This is a genomic window from Colwellia ponticola, from assembly GCF_005885605.1.
GTDB lineage: Bacteria > Pseudomonadota > Gammaproteobacteria > Enterobacterales > Alteromonadaceae > Colwellia > Colwellia ponticola.
The window spans coordinates 1-19,328 of record NZ_SZVP01000019.1 but is presented as its reverse complement, the minus strand read 5'-3'; the positions used below and the strand labels follow the sequence as shown (position 1 = coordinate 19,328).

16 protein-coding genes and 1 other RNA gene are annotated in these 19,328 nt (G+C 38.8%); 10 read left to right on the top strand and 7 right to left on the bottom strand.

What is annotated here, in order from left to right; genetic code table 11:
• Nucleotides 1-120: 120 nt before the first annotated feature.
• Entirely contained in the window at nucleotides 121-1,308 is a 1,188-nt protein-coding gene (gene metK, locus FCS21_RS14875) for a methionine adenosyltransferase (protein WP_138624338.1), read from the bottom strand.
• Nucleotides 1,309-1,479: 171 nt separating this feature from the next.
• Nucleotides 1,480-2,256, bottom strand: coding sequence for a glutamate racemase (murI, locus tag FCS21_RS14870; protein ID WP_138624337.1), 777 nt, complete (start codon nucleotides 2,254-2,256; stop codon nucleotides 1,480-1,482).
• A 120-nt stretch (nucleotides 2,257-2,376) separates the two neighbouring features.
• Between murI and FCS21_RS14865 the strand changes: the two genes are divergently transcribed.
• Nucleotides 2,377-3,084, top strand: a complete 708-nt coding sequence (locus tag FCS21_RS14865) for a hypothetical protein (protein ID WP_138624336.1) — start codon at nucleotides 2,377-2,379, stop codon at nucleotides 3,082-3,084.
• 98 nt (nucleotides 3,085-3,182) lie between these two features.
• Here FCS21_RS14865 and FCS21_RS14860 read toward each other — a convergent pair whose 3' ends face one another.
• Complete coding sequence (locus FCS21_RS14860; protein WP_138624335.1) at nucleotides 3,183-3,713, bottom strand: TetR/AcrR family transcriptional regulator; 531 nt, start codon at nucleotides 3,711-3,713, stop codon at nucleotides 3,183-3,185.
• A 133-nt stretch (nucleotides 3,714-3,846) separates the two neighbouring features.
• Nucleotides 3,847-4,956: a flavin monoamine oxidase family protein gene (locus tag FCS21_RS14855; protein WP_138624334.1), complete on the bottom strand. Its 1,110-nt coding sequence runs from the start codon at nucleotides 4,954-4,956 to the stop codon at nucleotides 3,847-3,849.
• Between the two features lie 205 nt (nucleotides 4,957-5,161).
• Here FCS21_RS14855 and FCS21_RS14850 point away from each other — a divergent pair, with 205 nt between their 5' ends.
• Together FCS21_RS14850 and FCS21_RS14845 are read left to right on the top strand one after the other, a co-directional pair.
• Nucleotides 5,162-5,779, top strand: coding sequence for a glutathione S-transferase family protein (locus tag FCS21_RS14850; protein WP_138624333.1), 618 nt, complete (start codon nucleotides 5,162-5,164; stop codon nucleotides 5,777-5,779).
• A gap of 129 nt (nucleotides 5,780-5,908) precedes the next feature.
• The gene (locus tag FCS21_RS14845; protein WP_138624332.1) at nucleotides 5,909-6,601 is read left to right on the top strand and encodes a cupin domain-containing protein; all 693 of its coding nucleotides are present in this window, start codon (nucleotides 5,909-5,911) and stop codon (nucleotides 6,599-6,601) included.
• A 183-nt stretch (nucleotides 6,602-6,784) separates the two neighbouring features.
• Here FCS21_RS14845 and ssrS read toward each other — a convergent pair.
• Both ssrS and FCS21_RS14835 read right to left on the bottom strand, forming a co-directional pair.
• A non-coding RNA gene (gene ssrS / locus FCS21_RS14840) (6S RNA) lies at nucleotides 6,785-6,965 on the bottom strand.
• A gap of 245 nt (nucleotides 6,966-7,210) precedes the next feature.
• On the bottom strand, nucleotides 7,211-7,519 hold the full coding sequence (locus tag FCS21_RS14835; protein WP_138624331.1) for a cell division protein ZapA: 309 nt from the start codon (nucleotides 7,517-7,519) through the stop codon (nucleotides 7,211-7,213).
• 199 nt (nucleotides 7,520-7,718) lie between these two features.
• Between FCS21_RS14835 and FCS21_RS14830 the strand changes: the two genes are divergently transcribed.
• The 7 genes from FCS21_RS14830 (at nucleotide 7,719) to gcvP (ending at nucleotide 17,987) form a co-directional block, all read left to right on the top strand.
• Complete coding sequence (locus FCS21_RS14830) at nucleotides 7,719-8,321, top strand: UPF0149 family protein (RefSeq protein ID WP_138624330.1); 603 nt, start codon at nucleotides 7,719-7,721, stop codon at nucleotides 8,319-8,321.
• Between the two features lie 202 nt (nucleotides 8,322-8,523).
• Nucleotides 8,524-9,858: a Xaa-Pro aminopeptidase gene (gene pepP, locus FCS21_RS14825; protein ID WP_371287248.1), complete on the top strand. Its 1,335-nt coding sequence runs from the start codon at nucleotides 8,524-8,526 to the stop codon at nucleotides 9,856-9,858.
• 43 nt (nucleotides 9,859-9,901) lie between these two features.
• Complete coding sequence (gene ubiH / locus FCS21_RS14820) at nucleotides 9,902-11,221, top strand: 2-octaprenyl-6-methoxyphenyl hydroxylase (protein ID WP_138624328.1); 1,320 nt, start codon at nucleotides 9,902-9,904, stop codon at nucleotides 11,219-11,221.
• A 205-nt stretch (nucleotides 11,222-11,426) separates the two neighbouring features.
• The gene (locus tag FCS21_RS14815; protein ID WP_138624327.1) at nucleotides 11,427-12,734 is read left to right on the top strand and encodes a UbiH/UbiF/VisC/COQ6 family ubiquinone biosynthesis hydroxylase; all 1,308 of its coding nucleotides are present in this window, start codon (nucleotides 11,427-11,429) and stop codon (nucleotides 12,732-12,734) included.
• A 320-nt stretch (nucleotides 12,735-13,054) separates the two neighbouring features.
• Nucleotides 13,055-14,143: a glycine cleavage system aminomethyltransferase GcvT gene (gene gcvT, locus FCS21_RS14810; protein ID WP_138624326.1), complete on the top strand. Its 1,089-nt coding sequence runs from the start codon at nucleotides 13,055-13,057 to the stop codon at nucleotides 14,141-14,143.
• Nucleotides 14,144-14,325: 182 nt separating this feature from the next.
• On the top strand, nucleotides 14,326-14,715 hold the full coding sequence (gene gcvH / locus FCS21_RS14805) for a glycine cleavage system protein GcvH (protein ID WP_138624325.1): 390 nt from the start codon (nucleotides 14,326-14,328) through the stop codon (nucleotides 14,713-14,715).
• 362 nt (nucleotides 14,716-15,077) lie between these two features.
• A complete protein-coding gene (gene gcvP / locus FCS21_RS14800; protein ID WP_138624324.1) occupies nucleotides 15,078-17,987 on the top strand; it encodes an aminomethyl-transferring glycine dehydrogenase in 2,910 nt (969 codons plus the stop codon).
• A 115-nt stretch (nucleotides 17,988-18,102) separates the two neighbouring features.
• Here the strand turns inward: gcvP and FCS21_RS14795 are convergent, their stop codons facing one another.
• Nucleotides 18,103-19,005 carry a hypothetical protein gene (locus FCS21_RS14795; RefSeq protein WP_138624323.1) on the bottom strand — a complete coding sequence of 301 codons (903 nt, stop codon included), beginning with the start codon at nucleotides 19,003-19,005 and terminating at the stop codon, nucleotides 18,103-18,105.
• Nucleotides 19,006-19,328 lie beyond the last annotated feature (323 nt).

Here is a 19,328-nt window from a genome sequence, read left to right as displayed (position 1 = left end):
AGATAAAGTTACGTGGTAAGTTGTTTTTTGAGTTAAGCAGCAAAATAAAGGCATAAAAAAACCAGCAGCCTTAATAGCGATGCTGGTTTCTCTGTGGGGTATAACTGAGTTAAGCGTTAGCTATAAACCGGCAGCGTTACGTAAATCATCGGCTTTATCGGTTTTTTCCCAGCTAAATGCGGTGAATGTATCACCGTCTACCGTCATTTCAAAAGGTTCGCGACCAAAGTGACCATAGGCAGCTGTTTGCTGATACATAGGATGTAATAGGTCTAACATTTTAGTGATACCGTACGGGCGTAAATCAAAATGTTTGCGTACGAGTTCAACTAATTTTTCTTCAGATATTTTACCCGTGCCAAAAGTATCAATTGAAATTGACGTAGGTTCAGCGACACCGATGGCATAAGATATTTGAATTTCACAACGGTCAGCTAAACCTGCAGCAACAATGTTTTTAGCCACATAACGCCCGGCATAAGCAGCACTACGGTCTACTTTTGATGGATCTTTACCAGAGAAAGCACCACCACCGTGACGCGCCATACCGCCATAAGTATCAACAATAATTTTACGACCTGTTAAACCACAATCACCTACCGGACCACCGATAACAAAACGGCCTGTTGGGTTGATATGATATTTAGTATCTTTCGTTAATAATTCGGCAGGTAATACATGCTTAATAATATTTTCCATGACCGCATCAACTAAGTCTGCTTGCTTAATTTCAGGGTTATGCTGAGTAGAAAGAACGACGGTATCAATGGCTACTGGTTTATTATCTTCATAAATAAAGGTCACCTGTGATTTAGCATCAGGGCGTAACCAAGGTAAAATGCCAGATTTACGTGCTTCGGCTTGGCGTTCAACTAAGCGATGAGAATAATATAATGGTGCTGGCATTAAGGTAGGAGTTTCGTTAGTTGCATAACCAAACATTAAGCCTTGGTCACCAGCCCCTTGCTCTTCAGGTTTACTGCGATCTACGCCTTGCGCAATTTCAGGTGATTGTTGACCAATCAAATTCATAATGCCACACGTTTCGCCGTCAAAACCAACATCTGACGAGGTATAACCTATTTCACTAATAACATTACGGGTAAGTTTCTCTAAATCAACCCAAGCTGTAGTAGAGACTTCACCAGAAATAATTGCTACACCAGTTTTTACCATAGTTTCACAAGCTACACGGGCATTTTTATCTTTGGCGATAATCGCATCTAATACCGCATCAGAAATTTGATCGGCAATTTTATCAGGATGGCCTTCAGAAACAGACTCCGAAGTAAAAAAGTGTCTAGACATAAGTCCTCAGAAAAATTTGAGTTATAAATAATAATGTGGAGATTCTACACAGGTTGAAAACAACTATCTAGCTTTTTTACGCCTAGACGGCTAAACGTCTGTTATTTTTTGTTTTTTGAAGCGACACTACCGATAAAAATTAACTGAACTCATTAGGTGAACAATTAAGGCTTATCCGTTTAACGTATGTAACGTAAGTGGTGCTTGCCATAACTCAGTAAATAAACGCTCTTGGTCTTTACTCTTAAGTGAGCTAAAAAATTGATACTGACCTTGTTGTGAGGACATAGCATTGAGTTTTTTTTCAGACAATATTTTACTTAATTGCAAGGTTACTGGCGCCGCTGTTTCAATAATAGTTACTTGCGGACCGGCAAGTAGGCTTATTTGTTGTTGAACAAAAGGGTAATGAGTACAGCCGAGTACTAAGGTATCAATACCTTTATCAATTAAGGGATCGATATAGCGTTTTAACAAGCTATTACAGGCAACACTATGTTGTTGTCCTTGCTCAATAAACTCGACTAATCCTGGGCAGGGCTGAATGAACACTTGTGCGCCATTGTGGTGTAAATCTATTAAAGCCTTAAAGCGATGGTTTTCACTGGTCGCCTGTGTTGTTAATATGGCTATTTTTTTACTAATACTTAGTTTTGCCGCTGGTTTTATGGCAGGCTCAACACCAATAATAGGAATGTTCACTTGTAATCTAAGCTGTTCAATAGCATTAACTGTTGCTGTATTACAGGCAATTACGATAGCTTTAACGCCTTTGGCAATAAGCTGCTGTGCCATGATGTTTACGCGTTCAACAATAAAGTCGACTGACTTTTCACCATAAGGCGCATAGAGACTATCGGCGATATAAATGATACTTTCATGAGGTAATTGCTGGGCTATACACTTGGCAATAGAAAGACCACCGACACCTGAGTCAAATACGCCAATAGCCTGTGAGTTTTTATGTTGACTGAGGATGTTAATAGCGTGGGATCTTTCTTAGTTATAAGCAATAAGCTAAATTGTATGGTTTTAACTGGATATAAGTAAACAAAAATAAGGAAAAAAATGAAGCAACATATACAAATACTGATCGATTTGTTAACGAAAAATGATTTTTCTGGCTTGACCGAACATTACCTTAGTTCAAGCGAGCTTGAGAATATCTCACAGTTAGCCTTTATTTATCTTCAAGGTCAAAAAAGTTTAATTAAATTTGGTTTTTATCAACAAATAGCGACCAAACTGATAGAGAAAAAAGGCTTACCGCTTGCCCTTATTGCGCGTTTTAAAGACATTGATATACTTAGTTTTTTTACCCCCGCTTTACAGTTGAAAGGGAATTTTAATAAAACCAATCAACAGCAAAGAAACGTGCTGCATTATTTATTAGCGGGTGAGCAATTAGGGGTAACTCCGGTAGTACCTGCGTTTAATTATTTACGTTCAATGATGTTATTTGAACGTAATGAAACATTGTGTAAGGCGTTATGCCAGCGTGATGCTCAAGGGCTAACACCGGTTGAAGTGTATTTATCGACTAATCAAAACGTATTACCGCTAGCGACACATGAGCTGAGTGCTTTATTTGCTTTAATAGAAATAGAAAGTAAACAACAAGCGATCACTGCAGCTAATTACTGGGTAACTATTAAGGCGGTTAGCAAAATATGTCGTAAGCAAATTCAACCTATTAATAAAGAGTTACAGCGATTATTACTCATCGCCACCTATTATAAACAGCCCATTGAACAAGTGATTAACGATAGCCAATAAATAACTTAAACAATATTGAGTTATTTATTGGCTAGTATGTTGAAGACAGTCTTGTTTATGAGCTGATACTTACCTAGCGTCGTTTACCTCTAGTGCTTTTAAAGATAATGATTAAGTGTATCAAAAGCCGTTTTATCATTTAATACCTTAGCTAAAATCATCATACCTTCTAGTGAAGCTAATAATTGCATTGCTTTAACCTTGGCACTTGCTACCGGCATTGATTGTTCTTCAATATACGTTTGCTGTAGCCATTGTATATTTAATTCAAAAAAACGTTTTATTTCTACGTTAACTTTTTCTGGTAGGGCATCAGACTGTGCACCTAATAAGCCACATAAACACATTTGGTTATCTTTTTCTAAGGCTGTTTTAAAAGCGGTAATGTACAGAGCAATAGCGCTGTTATTTGGTTGCTTTTCTTTTTCATTTTGTAATGACGCTAAAAACACATCGGTATACTCGTGCGCTAATTGTGCCGCCAAATCAGCCTTGGTACGAAAATAATAATGAACACTAGAGCTTTTAATACCGATTTCGTCGGCAAGCTCTCTAAAGCTAAAATTATCATAGCCACCAGTTCTTACTTTTTGCTCAGCTAATTTGAGTATTTGAGATTTTTTATTCATAATTTTTATTGATAAATAAGGATTATTTGAAGGAGGAATGAGTTGCTAAATAATTTTTTCTATTATCGATGACTATGTTATTTTATTCAAATAGTTAATCACACTGAGTAAAGTGCTTGGTTTACTATAAGCGTTATGTCATTACATTCTTTTTTAGTAACCTAATAGCGCTATCAGCTGCTTGCAGCGCTCCTTCAAGGTAACCGGCATCTTCTTGTGCAAACTCACTTCCAGCTAAATATAACTTTAATGATGAGAGTTCCGGTAAGAAACTTTTTATATCGAAAAAAGGATGTGCTGGTGGCTCTATTATATCGTTAGCTGTTGCCACATAAGTATCATTGCCCCAACTTTTTAAATAGCAGCAATGATAATTCTCTGCTTGCTTACCAAACAATAAGCTTAATTGTTTAATACATAACGCTTTAACCTGTTCAACTGATAAGTCTTTTATTGCTTGAGAGGAAAGCCCAATAAAGCCAAATAATGCAAAACCCTGTTGCTCTTTTGCTGAGGCATCATGAATTTCTATCATAGGTCCACAGCGACTAAATGCTTGACCAGCTAAACCTTGTTCTCGCCAGAAAGGTTTATGGTAGGTAGCCACAAATTTTGCTTGGCTTGCCATCCAAGTGGGTACAGAGGCTAATACTGTGTTTAACGCTTCACTCGCCCAGTTTTGAGGGGTTAAATATTGGTGAATCATTCTGGGTGGTAGCGCTAATATTAAATGCTCGGTTTCGTGTACCGCTATTGAAGCATCCTTGTTATTTTTAACAACGACCTGCCAGTTATCACCTCGCTTTTTTAAGCTGTCTACTTGGCAATTAAGTTGGTAATTACTTGGGGATAACTTAGCTTGTAACGACAAAATAAGTTGATATAAGCCCCCTTCCACACGATGTAATAACGGCCCTTGTCCCTGTTCGATAATTTGCGGCTTGGTATTTATATTTGTCTGATAAATCATAGCACCAGCAATATATTGCTGAAATAAACGCTCGCCTAACTGCGCGACTAAAGTTTGCATTAAATGGTGATGTGGGAAAATCCACGTTGGCCCCAGATCATGACATAGTGAGGCGTCACTGGGGGGCTCGCTGTAAATACGACCACCCAATTTATCTTTTGCCTCAAAAAGCCTATAGGGAATAGCTAGCTGCTCTAATTGAAGTGCTGTATATAAGCCCGCTAAACCGCCACCAACAATAATTATCGGTTTATTCTTCGTTAATTCTGTCATTATTACTTTAGTTAACTTAGTACCTATCAGTAGGTAGATTTTAAAGTGATAACAAGCTGAAGGCAATATTTTTTTATAGCTAAATATTGACAATAAGACTAAATGCTATCAAGCTACCTATCAGTAGGTAGTTTGTGGTTTTTTACAATATATTAGGTAAATAATCATAAAAAATGACCGTAGATAAATAATAATTGGAGATAAAATGAAAATTTATGATGTAGAAGGTTTTCCTAATCCGTTGCGTGTACGTATGGCTTTAGCTGAAAAAAATGCCATGGACAGTGTTAGCTTTGTCGCCGTTGATGTGATGAAGGGAGAACATAGAAGTGATGCCTTTGTGGCTAAAAACCCTGCGGCTAGCGTGCCCGTTTTGGAGTTAGACGACGGAACTTATATCGCGGAATGCTCTGCAATTATTGAATATATCGATCACGCGTTTGAGGGGATTTCATTGACAGGAACCTCTGCAAAAGAGCGTGCCGTTATTAGTATGATGCAGCGCAGGGCTGAATCAATGGTACTTGATGCTGTTGCCACTTATTTTCATCATGCAACGGTAGGTTTAGGTGCTGAGCTTGAAACTTATCAAAATAAAGAATGGGGTATAAAACAAGGTGAAAAAGCACAGGCAGGTTTTAAATACTTTAATGATATTTTAACCACGAATACCTATTTAGCAGGCGATGCATTTTCAGTAGCAGATATCACCTTATTTGCTGGGCTTGGTTTTGCTGATTTTGCTAACGTATCTATACCCAACGAATACACCGAGCTAATTGCCTGGCGTGAAAAAGTTGCTGCACGCCCAAGCTTACAATAACCAACGGCTTAAGTTATTACTTAAACCGAGATAAGGTTAAGTAAAATGATAGAGCCTGTTACACTTTTGTCGCTCTCTAGACGATTTAGCAGGCCTATATTATGTATTCATAGGTAATAGGATTTAATCATGGAAATTTTAGCAGATTTTAGTCAACGAGTTATTGTGCATAGTGCCTTAATGGATTGGATAGCATCACCCATGCCCGGTGTTGAAAGAAGAGCATTAGATCGAGTCGGTGGCGAAGTTGCACGCGCAACAAGCATCGTTCGATATGCACAAGGTAGTCATTTTTCATCTCATGTTCATACGGGCGGCGAAGAGTTTATTGTTCTTGATGGCGTATTTCAAGATGAACACGGTGATTATCCTGCAGGCTCGTATGTAAGAAACCCTCCGCAATCTAGTCATACTCCAGGCGCTAAGCAAGGCTGTACCATTTTTGTAAAGCTTTGGCAGTTTCAACCTGAAGATCGCACCCATGTAAGCTTAAAAATAAATAAAGTACCCGCTATGCCTACTCAATATGCAGGTGTCTCTAGCAGGTTATTACATCAAGATAGTCATGAAAAAGTCACTATTGTTGATTTTTCCGCTCACGCCAAGCTTAGTTTCACTGTACCAGAAGGAGCAGAAGTATTGGTGCTAGAAGGATCGTTACAAACACAAGGCGAGTTATTACAAAAGCATAGTTGGATGCGTTTGCCGTTAGGCGACACCCTAGCACTAACAGCACAAGATGAGGGAGCTAAAGTGTGGCTTAAAATAGGCAATTTAGCCGATGTAGAAAATCAAATAAAGCGCGTTCGAGCGGTTAGTTAAGTAAATAATTAATGTTTTGCTTACGTTAAGACACAGATGTGCGTAAATATGAGTGGTATTTGCAGTAGGGGATAGTTAAGAATGTCTTCCAAGATGCCGCAGCTCACTGTGTTTTGAATATCGTGTGCTTACTTAGAGAGGTGCGTAAATATGAGTGGTATTTGCAGTAGGGGATAATTAAGAATGTCTTCCAAGATGCCGCAGCTCACAGAGTCCTGAACACCGTGTGTTCAGGGCGGAAATATCATACCAACCGTAGGCTTCCCGATACGAGCCGGGCATGCTCAAAAGTTAACAATCAACTTCCTAAGGTAAAACTTATCGGCTCAGGGACACAGTTCACATACAAACATCCCAGAAGACAAAATCAGTATAACTAAAAATTCTCAGCAATTAAGCTTTTTTTGAAAAAAATTTACTAAGTGATGGATATTTGCACGTTATGTTTTGATTTTAAACGTTATATAGTTTTTTTTGCACACGAAAAACTAAGTCAATTAGTGTGCTTTAGTTCGCTAATTTCATCAGGAAGGATCTAAAGAGATGTTTAGAAAATATTATCGATAGTATTATTGACAACATTAGCGTGTCTATATGGAGTAATTAAGCTTACGCTATTTTTTTTTTTGTCTCTGAAAGGGCTTGTTCAATAGTGGATTGTAACAAAGTGATTTTTTGTTGATTCCCTTGTTGCTCGACTTTTAATTGTTGTTGAGTTTTCAATAAATCATTAGCCAAGTTTAACGCAGTCATTAATAAGGTTTGTTCAGGCGTACTAATGACTTTACGCGCACCTGCCTTAGTTAAACGGTCGCTCAGTTCCTGCGCCGCAGATAATAAGGCAGTTTCTTGCCCTATGGGGCAAGCAACTTTTAGCTTGCGATCAACAATGTTGATTTCTACGGTTCGTTGCGACATTTGCACCAAATTCCAAGTATTATTAATAATATAGGTGATAAAAATATAATAACCTATTACTTTAATGATAACGATGCTTAGCCGCCTATGCAAGTAAATAGCGCAGTTTATGGGCATTTTCTGTAATTTTACTTTTTTGTTATTTTCGGCAGTGATACCATAAGCCCCCATAATTCAAAGTAAAGATAGAAAGCAGCCCATGACTGAATCAACCTCAAATCAAACCGCCGAACATAACCTAATCGACTTTGCTACTATGCAAGCTATTTTAACCAGCGAAAGTGTCGAATGTCATGCCAGTGAACTTCATGGTGTATTAACAGGCTTAGTTTGTGCAGGTTTTGAATTTGAAAATCAAGGCTATGTCGTTATGCTGCACGATTTATTTAATGAAGGTGATGGCTTTCCAAGTGCGGTGAAAAAAGCACTTAAGCAAATGTATCATCAATTATGGACCAATATACTTGATGATAATTATAGCTTCAGTATGTTATTACCTGATGACGATGACACTATTGCGGAACGAGGTCATGGTTTAAGTATGTGGGTACAAGGTTTTAATCTCGGTTTTGGTTTACAACATAAAGATAACCCCGTTGTTTCTGATGAAATTAAAGAAGTACTGACCGATTTTGGTGAAATTGCTAACTTGTCTGACGAAATGGAAGAAGATGAAGATACTGAGCAAGCGTATTTTGAAATTAGTGAATATGTTCGTATTTCTGCTCTATTGTGCTTTAGTGAACTTGCAACACCGCCTAACAGTGGAAGTAATGAGGTAGAGAAAAAGGTAATACACTAATATTTTAGGTAAGGTTTCAGCTAAGAGAATTCGCACTATTATTCGGGGGATTACTGCTCGTGAATAAACTGAATTAACGTTAGTTAAAGTAAAGTCATCATTAAAACCAATAGGTATCAATTATTTCATGAGCACTATACCTTTAAACAAAACACCTTTAAAAGCATCATCGTTAAATGAAGTACCTGCTAATCAAGCCACTATAAGTCAATTACCGTTAAGTGATTTTGGTAAACATCGCAACGCTTTGGTGGCTAAAATGCCAAATAACAGTATTGCACTGTTTCCAGCGGCCAAAGAATTAACCCGCAGTAACGATACTGAATATGCTTTTTGTCAACATAAAAACTTCTATTATCTAACGGGTTTCAACGAGCCAGATGCGTTATTAGTGTTACTTAAAAATGAACAAGGTAATAGCGAGTCTATTTTATTTTCATTGCCCAAAGATCCATTGCACGAGATTTGGCAAGGGCGACGGATAGGGCAAGTTAAAGCCGTGCAAGAATATGGCGTTGATGCTAGCTTTAGCGTTGCTGACATAACCACCTTACTGCCAAGTTATCTTAATAATAAAGACCAAGTACTATTTGGCTTTAGTGATCATGACTTTGCCGCACAAGTTTTTACTTGGTTAAAGCAAGTACAAAGTAGCGTACGTCAAGGGATTAAAGCTCCACAACATTTAATTGATTCAGACCCATTGGTTGCCGAGCTACGTTTAATTAAAACAGACAATGAGCTAGCGTTAATACGCCAAGCTAACTATATCTCTGGTTTAGCACATCAACGCGCCATGCAACAATGTCATGTAGGTAAATTTGAATATCATGTTGAAGCTGATCTTCTTCATGAATTTGCACGTAATGGCGCTAGGCACCCTGCGTATGCTTGTATTGTTGCTGGTGGTGATAACGCTAATATTTTGCATTATACGGCTAATAGCGATACGTTAAAAAATAACCAATTATTGCTGATTGATGCAGGAGCCGAACTCGCTGGTTATGCTGCTGATATTACACGTACTTTTCCGGTAAATGGGCGTTTTACTGCCGAGCAAAAAGCGCTTTATCAACTAGTACTAGATGCCAAAAAACTTGCTATTAATGCGATAAAACCAGGTATGTGTTTTGCTAAATTAAATGAACTCACTAATGCTTTTTTAACAGAAGGCTTAGTCGGTTTAGGCATACTTCAAGGCGAGGTAACTCAGCTAATTCAAGATAAAAAGATAAAAGACTATTTTATTCACGGTCTTGGGCATTGGTTAGGGTTAGATGTGCATGATGTCGGTGATTATCATATTAATACTGATAGAGAGCAGCGCCGAGCGTTTGAACCTGGCATGGTGATGACTATTGAGCCGGGTCTTTACATTCCTCTGTCTGATAGTAGTGTGGCAGAGAAATGGCGCGGTATTGGTATACGTATTGAAGATAATATTGCCGTAACTGCAACAGGTTTTGAAAATTTAACCGTTAACTCGCCAGAAACTATTGCCGATATTGAAGCCTTAATGCTCACGGCAAAAGCATAAAGTGAGTGCAACAGGCTCTTGATAAAATAATAAGATGAACGCTATGGAAAACAGTAATCAACATTTTGATGTTATTATCTCAGGCGGCGGCTTATCGGGTAGCTTAATGGCGTTAAGCCTAAGTAAGCTCACTAAAGCTGATGGTAGTTTGCTAACTATTGCCATTGTTGAAGCACAAGCTTTTACGCAAGCAAACACGGGCAGTAACAAAAACAGCCCACAAGACACTAGCCTCTTTGATGCGCGGGTATTAGCGCTTTCTCATGGTAGTGCTAAATATCTAGAAAAGCAGGGCGTTTGGCAATATTTGAAAGACGATGCTTGTGCCATTACCACGATTGATATTTCTGATCGCGGACACTTCGCTAAAGCAAGATTAACAGCGAAGGAACATAAGGTGAATGCCCTAGGGTATGTTGTTGATATGGCACTTATTGGTAAAGCGCAATTAAAAACACTCGCGCATAGCCAAGCTGCCAGTAAGAATGTCCACTGGTTTAGTCCCGACTCTATCATAGATATTATTTGGCAAGAACAATCACCGCAACAAAGTCATAGTGAAACGAGTAAAGCTTTAGCAGAGCAAGTAAAGGTTAGTCTTAGCTCAGGTAAAACCTTATCTGCTAACTTACTGCTAGCCTGTGATGGTGTGCAGTCACCCGTGAGAGAGCTTGCTAATATTGAGGTCAGTTGTGATGATTATCAACAGGTTGCTTTAATTGCTAATGTATCAACCAGTAAAGCACACCAGCATAGAGCTTTTGAGCGCTTTACCGAGTTTGGCCCTATTGCCATGCTACCGTTACGATCGCTTAAACAAGCGGATAAAGGTGCTATTGGCGTATCACGTTGCTCACTAGTATGGACAATGACACCAGCGCAAGCCGAAGAAATTAATCAACTAAACGATGCTGAATTTGCCGTTGAATTAGAGCGCGCTTTTGGCAGCTACCTTGGTGAAATAACCCATGTCGGTAAGCGCTATAGTTATCCCTTAGTATTATTACAGGCACAGCAACAAACCTATCATCGTATGGCGTTGCTTGGCAATGCCTCACACACCATTCATCCTATTGCCGGGCAAGGTTTTAATTTAGGCTTGCGTGATGTGGCGGTAATGGCTGATTTAATCGCTAAAGCCTTAGCCGCTGGGCAAGATATTGGTCACTTTTCTTTGTTATATAATTACCAAAACAATAGAGCTAAAGATCAGCAGCACGTGATAGAGCTTACTGATTCACTCGTGACTTTATTTGCTAATGAATTACCGCCGTTAGTTATTGGTCGAAATATTGGCTTACAAGCGCTTAATATTATTGCGCCACTTAAAAACAGCTTAGTTAAGAAAACAATGGGTTATTAGCTTAGCCAGATTAATATAATAAATAGATAAAAAACTGCATCCTCGATCAGATACTTCGACGATGACGGCTGCAAGTGTAGTATTTTTAACTTAGAGCATGACGGCTAATAAATTTTCACCCGTATTACTGTCATCCCCATGGCTATTTCCATGATCAGTTAGTCAGGGATCCACTTAGCATTATTTGATTTTAAGAAGAGATAAGATGCAAAAATTTGATGTGTTAATTGTTGGTGCAGGCATGGTTGGTTTAACACTAGCGTTAGCGTTGCGTAAAAAAAGCCAGCTTAAGATAGCCATAGTAGATACAAATATAGTAACCGCGTTAGATGACAGCATCGACGCTAGAGTGAGCGCTATTAATGTGGCTAGCAAAAATATTTTTGATAACCTAGGCGTTTGGTCAACCCTGAAAAATAGCCGCGTACAAAACTATCAACACATGCATGTTTGGGATAAATCAGGACTTGGTAAGCTTGATTTTTCTGCTCAAGACAGTGCAATTTTTCCTCATGAAGATAACTTAGGTTGGATCATCGAAAATAAAGTGATCCGCCATGCCTTGTGGCAGCAAGCTGAGCTTGATGAAGGCATTCATTTTTTTACGGACAATAAGTTAGCTAGTATTAGTCATGGTGATAGCGAAGTGTTTGCTACTTTTGCTCATAACAGCTCATCACAAGAAAGTGCCGGTCAAGTAACGCCTCCTATTATTGCTAAACTTGTGGTCGGTGCTGATGGTGCCAACTCATGGGTACGTCAGCAAATGGATATTGCCATGATCTTTAAAGATTATGATCATCACGCTATTGTTGCTACGGTAGCATGCCCACAAGGTCATAAAAATACCGCATGGCAAGTGTTTTTACCAACCGGACCGTTAGCGTTCTTACCACTGTATAGCAAAGACTTACACAATAAAAATGCCAGTAAGGATGATAATAACAATGACCTATGCTCTATTGTTTATTCAACCTCACCTGATGATGCCAAACGCCTAATAAACCTTGAAACTAGTGAGTTTGCCAAAGCATTAACCGCGGCCAGCGATGGAAAGTTAGGGGATATAAGCCTTAAAAGCGAACGCTTTACCTACCCGCTAACCATGCGCTTAGCACAAGACTTTGTTAAAGACCGCGTAGTGATTATTGGCGATGCGGCGCATACTATTCACCCACTTGCCGGTCAGGGCGTTAATTTAGGTTTACTTGATGCCGCAGCGTTAGCGCAAACCTTAACGGCGAAGTTACATGATGATAAGGCGGATTTTGTCAATCAGTCAGACCTTAAAGCCTTTTCACGCTGGCGTAAAAGTGAAGCCACTGAAATGATTGCCGCCATGGCAGGTATCAAACAAGCTTTTGCTGTGCAACCAGCTCCTATTCAATTATTGCGCGGTGTTGGTATGAATATGATTAATCACTTTTCACCAATTAAAAACCGTTTAATTGCGCAAGCACTTGGTATTAAAGCTGACCTTCCTGAACTCGCCTACCAAAAAGACTCGCTGTAATTAGCGACTAACTAATAGAGATAAGCAATTAACCCTCGCTTATCTCTATAACGACCACTCACTTGTTTAGCTATTAATTCATGATGGCATTTCTTAGTTAATTTTATCAATAAGTTAGCTCGTTTTCTCTCGTTTTATTTTTGGTCTGTAAAGACATTGTTTACTCATTCTACATTTTAAAAAACACTACTGTTTTAGGGATATAATTCAGTTATTCTATAAAAGACGGTTTTATATTTTTATAATGTTTGTATTGCTGTTGAATCAACAACTGGCGAGGGCTATAATCGGACAACTCTGACAATTCTTAGGTGGAATAAGTGACTAATAAAACAATATTACATGCAAAGCATTTAGCTGCAGGCGCAAAAATGGTTGATTTTTATGGCTGGGACATGCCGATTAACTATGGCTCTCAAATTGAAGAGCACCACGCTGTTAGACAAAGTGCTGGTATGTTTGATGTTTCACACATGACCATTGTTGACATTCAAGGCGTTGATGCAAAAGCATTTTTACGTCGCCTAGTGGCTAACGATGTCGCCAAATTAACACAACCAGGTAAAGCACTTTACACGGGGATGTTAAATGAAGAAGGTGGCGTAATTGATGATTTAATTATTTATTTCTTCAGTGATACCGATTACCGCTTAGTCGTTAACTCGGCAACACGCGAAAAAGACCTTGCTTGGATGGCTAAGCAATCTACAGGTTTTGACCTAACTATTACCGAACGCCCTGAATTTGGTATTATTGCGGTACAAGGTCCTGAAGCAAAAGCGCAAGTAGCAAAACTATTAACGGCTGAGCAAATAGCTGCTGTAGAAGGTATGAAGCCATTTTTTGGTATGCAAGTTGGTGATTTATTTATCGCTACTACTGGCTACACTGGTGAAGAGGGATACGAAATTATTGTCCCTGAAGCTGCTGCAGAAGATTTTTGGCAAAAACTAGTAGACCTAGGCGTAGTGCCTTGTGGTTTAGGCTCACGCGATACCTTACGCTTAGAAGCAGGTATGAACCTATATGGTTTAGACATGGACGAAAGTATTTCACCTCTTGCGGCTAATATGGCGTGGACTATTGCTTGGGAACCTACTGAACGTGACTTTATTGGTCGAGACGTACTTACTGCGCAAAAAGCAGCGGGCGACCAACTTAAGCTTGTTGGCCTGGTACTTGAAGAAAAAGGTATTTTACGTGGACATCAAGTCGTTGTTACTGAATTTGGTCATGGTGAAATTACCTCGGGTACTTTCTCACCAACATTAGGTCACAGTGTTGCTTTAGCACGCGTTCCTCGTAGCGTAAAAGAAGGTGACGTTGTAGAAGTAGAGATGCGTAAGAAATTAGTAAAAGTTACCGTAACTAAGCCTAGCTTTGTACGTAACGGTAAAAAAGTTTTCTAATTCATCCGTTATACTAGTAACCGCAGTTTTGTTGTCGGCATTGATATAGCGTTTGGCAATTTCACGGCTTCACTGCGATTACCATTATTTAGGATGAGTTAAACAGTATATATCGTATTATCTAGTCGTTTTTGTGCTATAAAAATTTACATACATTAAAAATTTACATAGGAAAAATTAAAATGAGCAACATCCCTTCAGAATTAAAATATGCAACTTCTCATGAGTGGGTTCGCGTTGAGAGCGACGGTATTGTTACTGTTGGCATTACCGAACACGCGCAAGGTCTTTTAGGTGACATGGTATTTGTTGAATTACCAGATGTTGATGATTCAATTAGCACCGGCGATGATGTTGCTGTAGCTGAATCTGTTAAAGCAGCGTCAGATATTTACGCACCTGTGTCTGGTACCGTTGTTGAAATCAACGAAGAGCTAGAAGATTCGCCAGAGCTAGTTAACTCTGACGCGTTCGGTGAAGGTTGGTTATTCAAAGTGAAACTTGATGATGCCAGTGAGTTAGACAACTTACTTGATGCAGAAGGTTACGCGAACTCTATCGACGAAGATTAGTTTTCGGTCACATTCGACGTTTATGCTACGTTGCTTTTATTACTCGCCTACATCACTTAGTACACTAAGCTCAGTACACTAAGCTCAGTAGACTCGTAATTTCACCGCCTGCCTAAAAGCCGACTGTTTACGAAAATATTTTTTAGCGTTGTTAATCAGCTTTAGTCGGCTTTGTCTAAAGATTGATTATCTTAGCTATAATGGCTACCTAATATTGAGCCTCTTTCTTCTTTAAGAATATGAGGCTTTCTTTTTATACCAGTTTCATTAATGCAGTTATCTACTCTACTTGTAGAAATGATCTTATCGTTAATGAAACCAGTATTATCTACATTTACGTAATTTATTTAAGTGAAACTGTTATGACTTCCAAAGTAATTGTTAACTCATTAACTGAGTTAGAACAAACTCAAGACTTTATCCGTCGCCATATTGGGCCTAGTCAATCGCAAACTCAAGCTATGTTGAAAGACATTGGTGCAGAGTCGGTTGATGCTCTTATCGATGAAATAGTACCAAGTGATATTCGTTTAGCCGATTTACCAAATATTCAAGAAAGTAAAACAGAAGTTCAAGCCTTGGCTGATTTAAAAGCCGTTGCTAGCTTAAATAAAGTGAACGATACATATATCGGCCTAGGTTACTACGGTACCTTAACGCCAAACGTTATTTTGCGTAACGTGTTAGAAAATCCAGGCTGGTATACGGCATACACGCCATACCAACCAGAAATTGCCCAAGGTCGTTTAGAATCCTTATTAAACTACCAACAAATGTGTTTAGACCTTACCGGTTTAGACCTTGCTTCCGCGTCATTATTAGATGAAGGCACAGCAGCAGCAGAAGCCATGGCATTAGCCAAACGTGTTTCTAAAAACAAAAAATCTAACTTATTCTTTATTTCAGCCGATGTTTACCCGCAAACTATTGATTTGGTTAAGCAACGTGCTGAAATGTTTGACTTTGACATCATTGTTGCGCCAGCAGACGACGTAGTAAACCACGACGTATTTGGTGCCTTATTACAATACCCAAGCGCTTCAGGTGAAGTACGTGATATTTCAGCGTTAATCGCCAAAGTACAAGAACGCAAAGGTATTGTTGCCGTAGCTGCCGATATCATGAGCTTAGTATTACTGAAAGCGCCAGGTGAATTAGGTGCTGATGCGGTCATTGGTTCAAGCCAACGTTTTGGTGTACCAATGGGTTACGGCGGTCCACATGCCGCTTTCTTTACTACCTCAGATAAATACAAACGTTCATTACCAGGTCGTATTATTGGTGTATCAAAAGATACACGCGGTAACAACGCATTACGTATGGCGATGCAAACGCGTGAGCAACATATCCGTCGTGAAAAAGCTAACTCAAACATTTGTACTGCACAAGTATTACTTGCCAACATGGCAGCGTTCTACGCGGTTTATCACGGTCCTCAAGGCTTAAAAACTATTGCTAACCGTATTCACCGTTTTGCCGACATTTTATCTTTAGGTACAGCGGCTAAAGGCTTAACTGCTGTTCATGCAAATTACTTCGACACGTTAACGTTTAACTTATCTGACGGTGAGTTTAACAAAGAAGATATCGTAACTCGCGCATTAGCCGCAGGCGTTAACTTTCGCACTGACGTTGCCGGTCAAATCAGTATCTCACTTGATGAAACGACTACCCGTGCCAAAATCGCTGGTTTATTCGATATATTATTAGGCGAAGGTCACGGCTTAAACGTTAGTGAACTTGATGAGCAAATAGTGACTTCTGGTCATTCATCAATTCCAGCGTCATTAGTACGTGAATCAGCTATATTAACGCACCCGGTATTTAACTCATACCACAGCGAAACAGAAATGCTTCGTTATATTAAAAAACTTGAGAACAAAGATTTAGCATTGAACCACTCAATGATATCGCTTGGCTCTTGTACGATGAAGTTAAATGCAACCGCGCAGATGATCCCAGTATCATGGCCAGAATTTGCTAACATGCATCCGTTTGCGCCAATGAACCAAGCGCAAGGTTACAAGAAAATGATTGACGAACTAGCCGACTGGTTAGTTGAGTTAACAGGTTACGATAAAATGTCGATGCAACCTAACTCAGGTGCGCAAGGTGAATACGCCGGTTTAATTGCTATTCACAAATATCACGAAAGCCGTGGTGACTCGCATCGTAACATCTGTTTAATCCCAGCGTCTGCCCATGGTACAAACCCAGCATCAGCGATGATGGTTGGTATGAAAGTCGTGGTAGTGGCTTGTGATAAAGAAGGTAACGTTGACATGGCCGACTTGAAAGCGAAAGCTGAAGAGTTAGCAGATAACCTTTCTTGTATCATGATCACATACCCGTCTACGCATGGTGTTTATGAAACGACCATTGCTGAAATTTGTAACATAGTCCATGAGCATGGTGGTCAGGTTTACCTTGATGGCGCGAACATGAACGCACAAGTTGGTTTAACCTCACCAGGTTTTATTGGCGCTGATGTTTCTCACCTTAACTTGCACAAAACGTTCGCTATTCCACATGGCGGCGGTGGGCCAGGTATGGGTCCTATCGGCGTTAAAGCGCATTTAGCACCATTCTTACCTGATCACGCGTTAATTAACGTAGATGAAGCAACAGCAGGTAACGGTGCAGTATCAGCAGCGCCATACGGTAGTGCCGGTATTTTATGTATCTCTTATCTCTATTGCGCCATGTTAGGTAAGCAAGGTGTTACTGATGCAACTAAATACGCGATCACTAACGCCAACTACTTAGCAACTAAACTAGGCCAACATTACCCACTGTTATACACAGGTAAAAATGGTCGTGTAGCGCACGAATGTATTATTGATTTACGCCCAATTAAAGCGGAATCAGGTATTACTGAAGTGGATATCGCTAAACGTTTAATTGATTACGGTTTCCATGCACCAACCATGTCGTTCCCAGTAGCGGGCACGTTCATGATTGAACCAACGGAATCAGAGTCTAAAGTTGAGCTTGACCGTTTCATCGAAGCCATGGTTTGTATTCGTGATGAAGTACGTAAAGTGGTATCAGGTGAGTGGACACTAGAAAACAACCCACTACACAATGCACCACATACGTTAGCAGATATTACTGATACGTGGGATCGTGGTTACACGGTTGCTGAAGCAGTATTCCCAGTACCGGCAGCGGCGGCGAATAAATTCTGGCCAACGGTTAACCGTATTGATGATGTATACGGTGACAGAAACTTGATTTGTTCATGTCCTCCAGTTGAGACTTATATCGACTAGTAACTAGTTGTTGTCACTTTCGAATTAAGTTTGAAACAATAGAAACAAGTTTGAAACTTTAATAAAGTTTGAAAGTAAAAATAGTGAAAGGCGAGCTTAATAGCTCGCCTTTTATTTATAAATTTGGTCTCTCAAAAAGGTCGTCAATTTCATCTAGAGAGTGATGAGAATCCTTCTCACTATCACTGCTAAAGTCATGTTCTATCCCTGAGTACCTATCTACCATACTGGTGTATATATCATCTAAATCAACACAGCCTAACAATTGCTCATTTAATTCTTCTAATTCAAGATTATATTCTGACAATACTGATTTGATATGCTTGTTGACTTCATCCTTTAAGGACTCGAAGCTACAGTCTTCTATATTATCATTTACATCGTCATGTATTTCTTCTGACCAGTATTCAATCACCGCTTTTTCAAAGAATTGTTTTATTGATGTCGTATTGATCTCCGTTGAAAATTCGATCTCAGAAATAAACTCTGCAATAGTGAGTAATTCATCATGATTTAAAAATTTTGAAAATATAATGGAAAAGAACTTATCCCAAACAAAAGAATCGAATTTATCTAAACATTCGCTGACAAGAAACCTCAATAAATAAATAGAGTCGTTCAGAGCAGTCATATCAATGTTGTTTATATATATATCATTTATAAACAGATTAATTAATGACGGAGGGGCTGTGTCTACAGGGTTTCGTGAGCAATATTCTCCTAGCGCTTTAATAGAAAAGTGTTTATTTTGTTGGTATTCTTGGTCGAGAGAAATTTTATTGATAATCTCTTTGAGAATTGAGTTATATAATTTATCTGAAATTAAAGAGGAATATTTTATTTTACGTAGGGACTCCAAGGATATGGTGGATTTTGATAAATAAATTATTTTTGTAAAAATATCTTTTTCTCTTCTAAAATTGCTAAATAAATAATCAGCAATAGAAGGATTAAATAAAGTTAATTCAACACTATTATCTCTATAAACAGTCCTATTTAAAAAAGAGCCGGATAGCATTTTAATTGCACATTCAAACGTTTTGTCTGTTATATGGAACTGGGAACCCTTGAAGTACTTTACAGCAATATCTTCTACGTATTCTTCATCTAAACTATCTTTATTTCCATGAAAAGCGACAATGTAAACTAATACTCTTTCATATTCTTCTAATTGTGAATCTATTGCAAACTTCCAAATACCTTTAGGATTATTAAGGTTTCCTACAACAAACTCCCAGTATTTGACGTGGTTTAATGGATTCGACTACCCCAGTTAAGACATAATAAGCTTAACTGGAGAACAGAAATGGCAAAACGTAAAAAATATACCAAAGAATTTAA

Bases quoted from the DNA above. Each gene is read 5' to 3' on its own strand.
- FCS21_RS14835 (WP_138624331.1), bottom strand. From the start codon at position 7,519: ATGTCGCAACGAACCGTAGAAATCAACATTGTTGATCGCAAGCTAAAA.
- FCS21_RS14865 (WP_138624336.1), top strand. From the start codon at position 2,377: ATGAAGCAACATATACAAATACTGATCGATTTGTTAACGAAAAATGAT.
- ubiH (WP_138624328.1), top strand. From the start codon at position 9,902: ATGGAAAACAGTAATCAACATTTTGATGTTATTATCTCAGGCGGCGGC.
- FCS21_RS14850 (WP_138624333.1), top strand. From the start codon at position 5,162: ATGAAAATTTATGATGTAGAAGGTTTTCCTAATCCGTTGCGTGTACGT.
- FCS21_RS14795 (WP_138624323.1), bottom strand. From the start codon at position 19,005: ATGCTATCCGGCTCTTTTTTAAATAGGACTGTTTATAGAGATAATAGT.
- FCS21_RS14860 (WP_138624335.1), bottom strand. From the start codon at position 3,713: ATGAATAAAAAATCTCAAATACTCAAATTAGCTGAGCAAAAAGTAAGA.
- FCS21_RS14815 (WP_138624327.1), top strand. From the start codon at position 11,427: ATGCAAAAATTTGATGTGTTAATTGTTGGTGCAGGCATGGTTGGTTTA.
- gcvH (WP_138624325.1), top strand. From the start codon at position 14,326: ATGAGCAACATCCCTTCAGAATTAAAATATGCAACTTCTCATGAGTGG.
- gcvP (WP_138624324.1), top strand. From the start codon at position 15,078: ATGACTTCCAAAGTAATTGTTAACTCATTAACTGAGTTAGAACAAACT.
- FCS21_RS14845 (WP_138624332.1), top strand. From the start codon at position 5,909: ATGGAAATTTTAGCAGATTTTAGTCAACGAGTTATTGTGCATAGTGCC.
- metK (WP_138624338.1), bottom strand. From the start codon at position 1,308: ATGTCTAGACACTTTTTTACTTCGGAGTCTGTTTCTGAAGGCCATCCT.
- FCS21_RS14855 (WP_138624334.1), bottom strand. From the start codon at position 4,956: ATGACAGAATTAACGAAGAATAAACCGATAATTATTGTTGGTGGCGGT.
- FCS21_RS14830 (WP_138624330.1), top strand. From the start codon at position 7,719: ATGACTGAATCAACCTCAAATCAAACCGCCGAACATAACCTAATCGAC.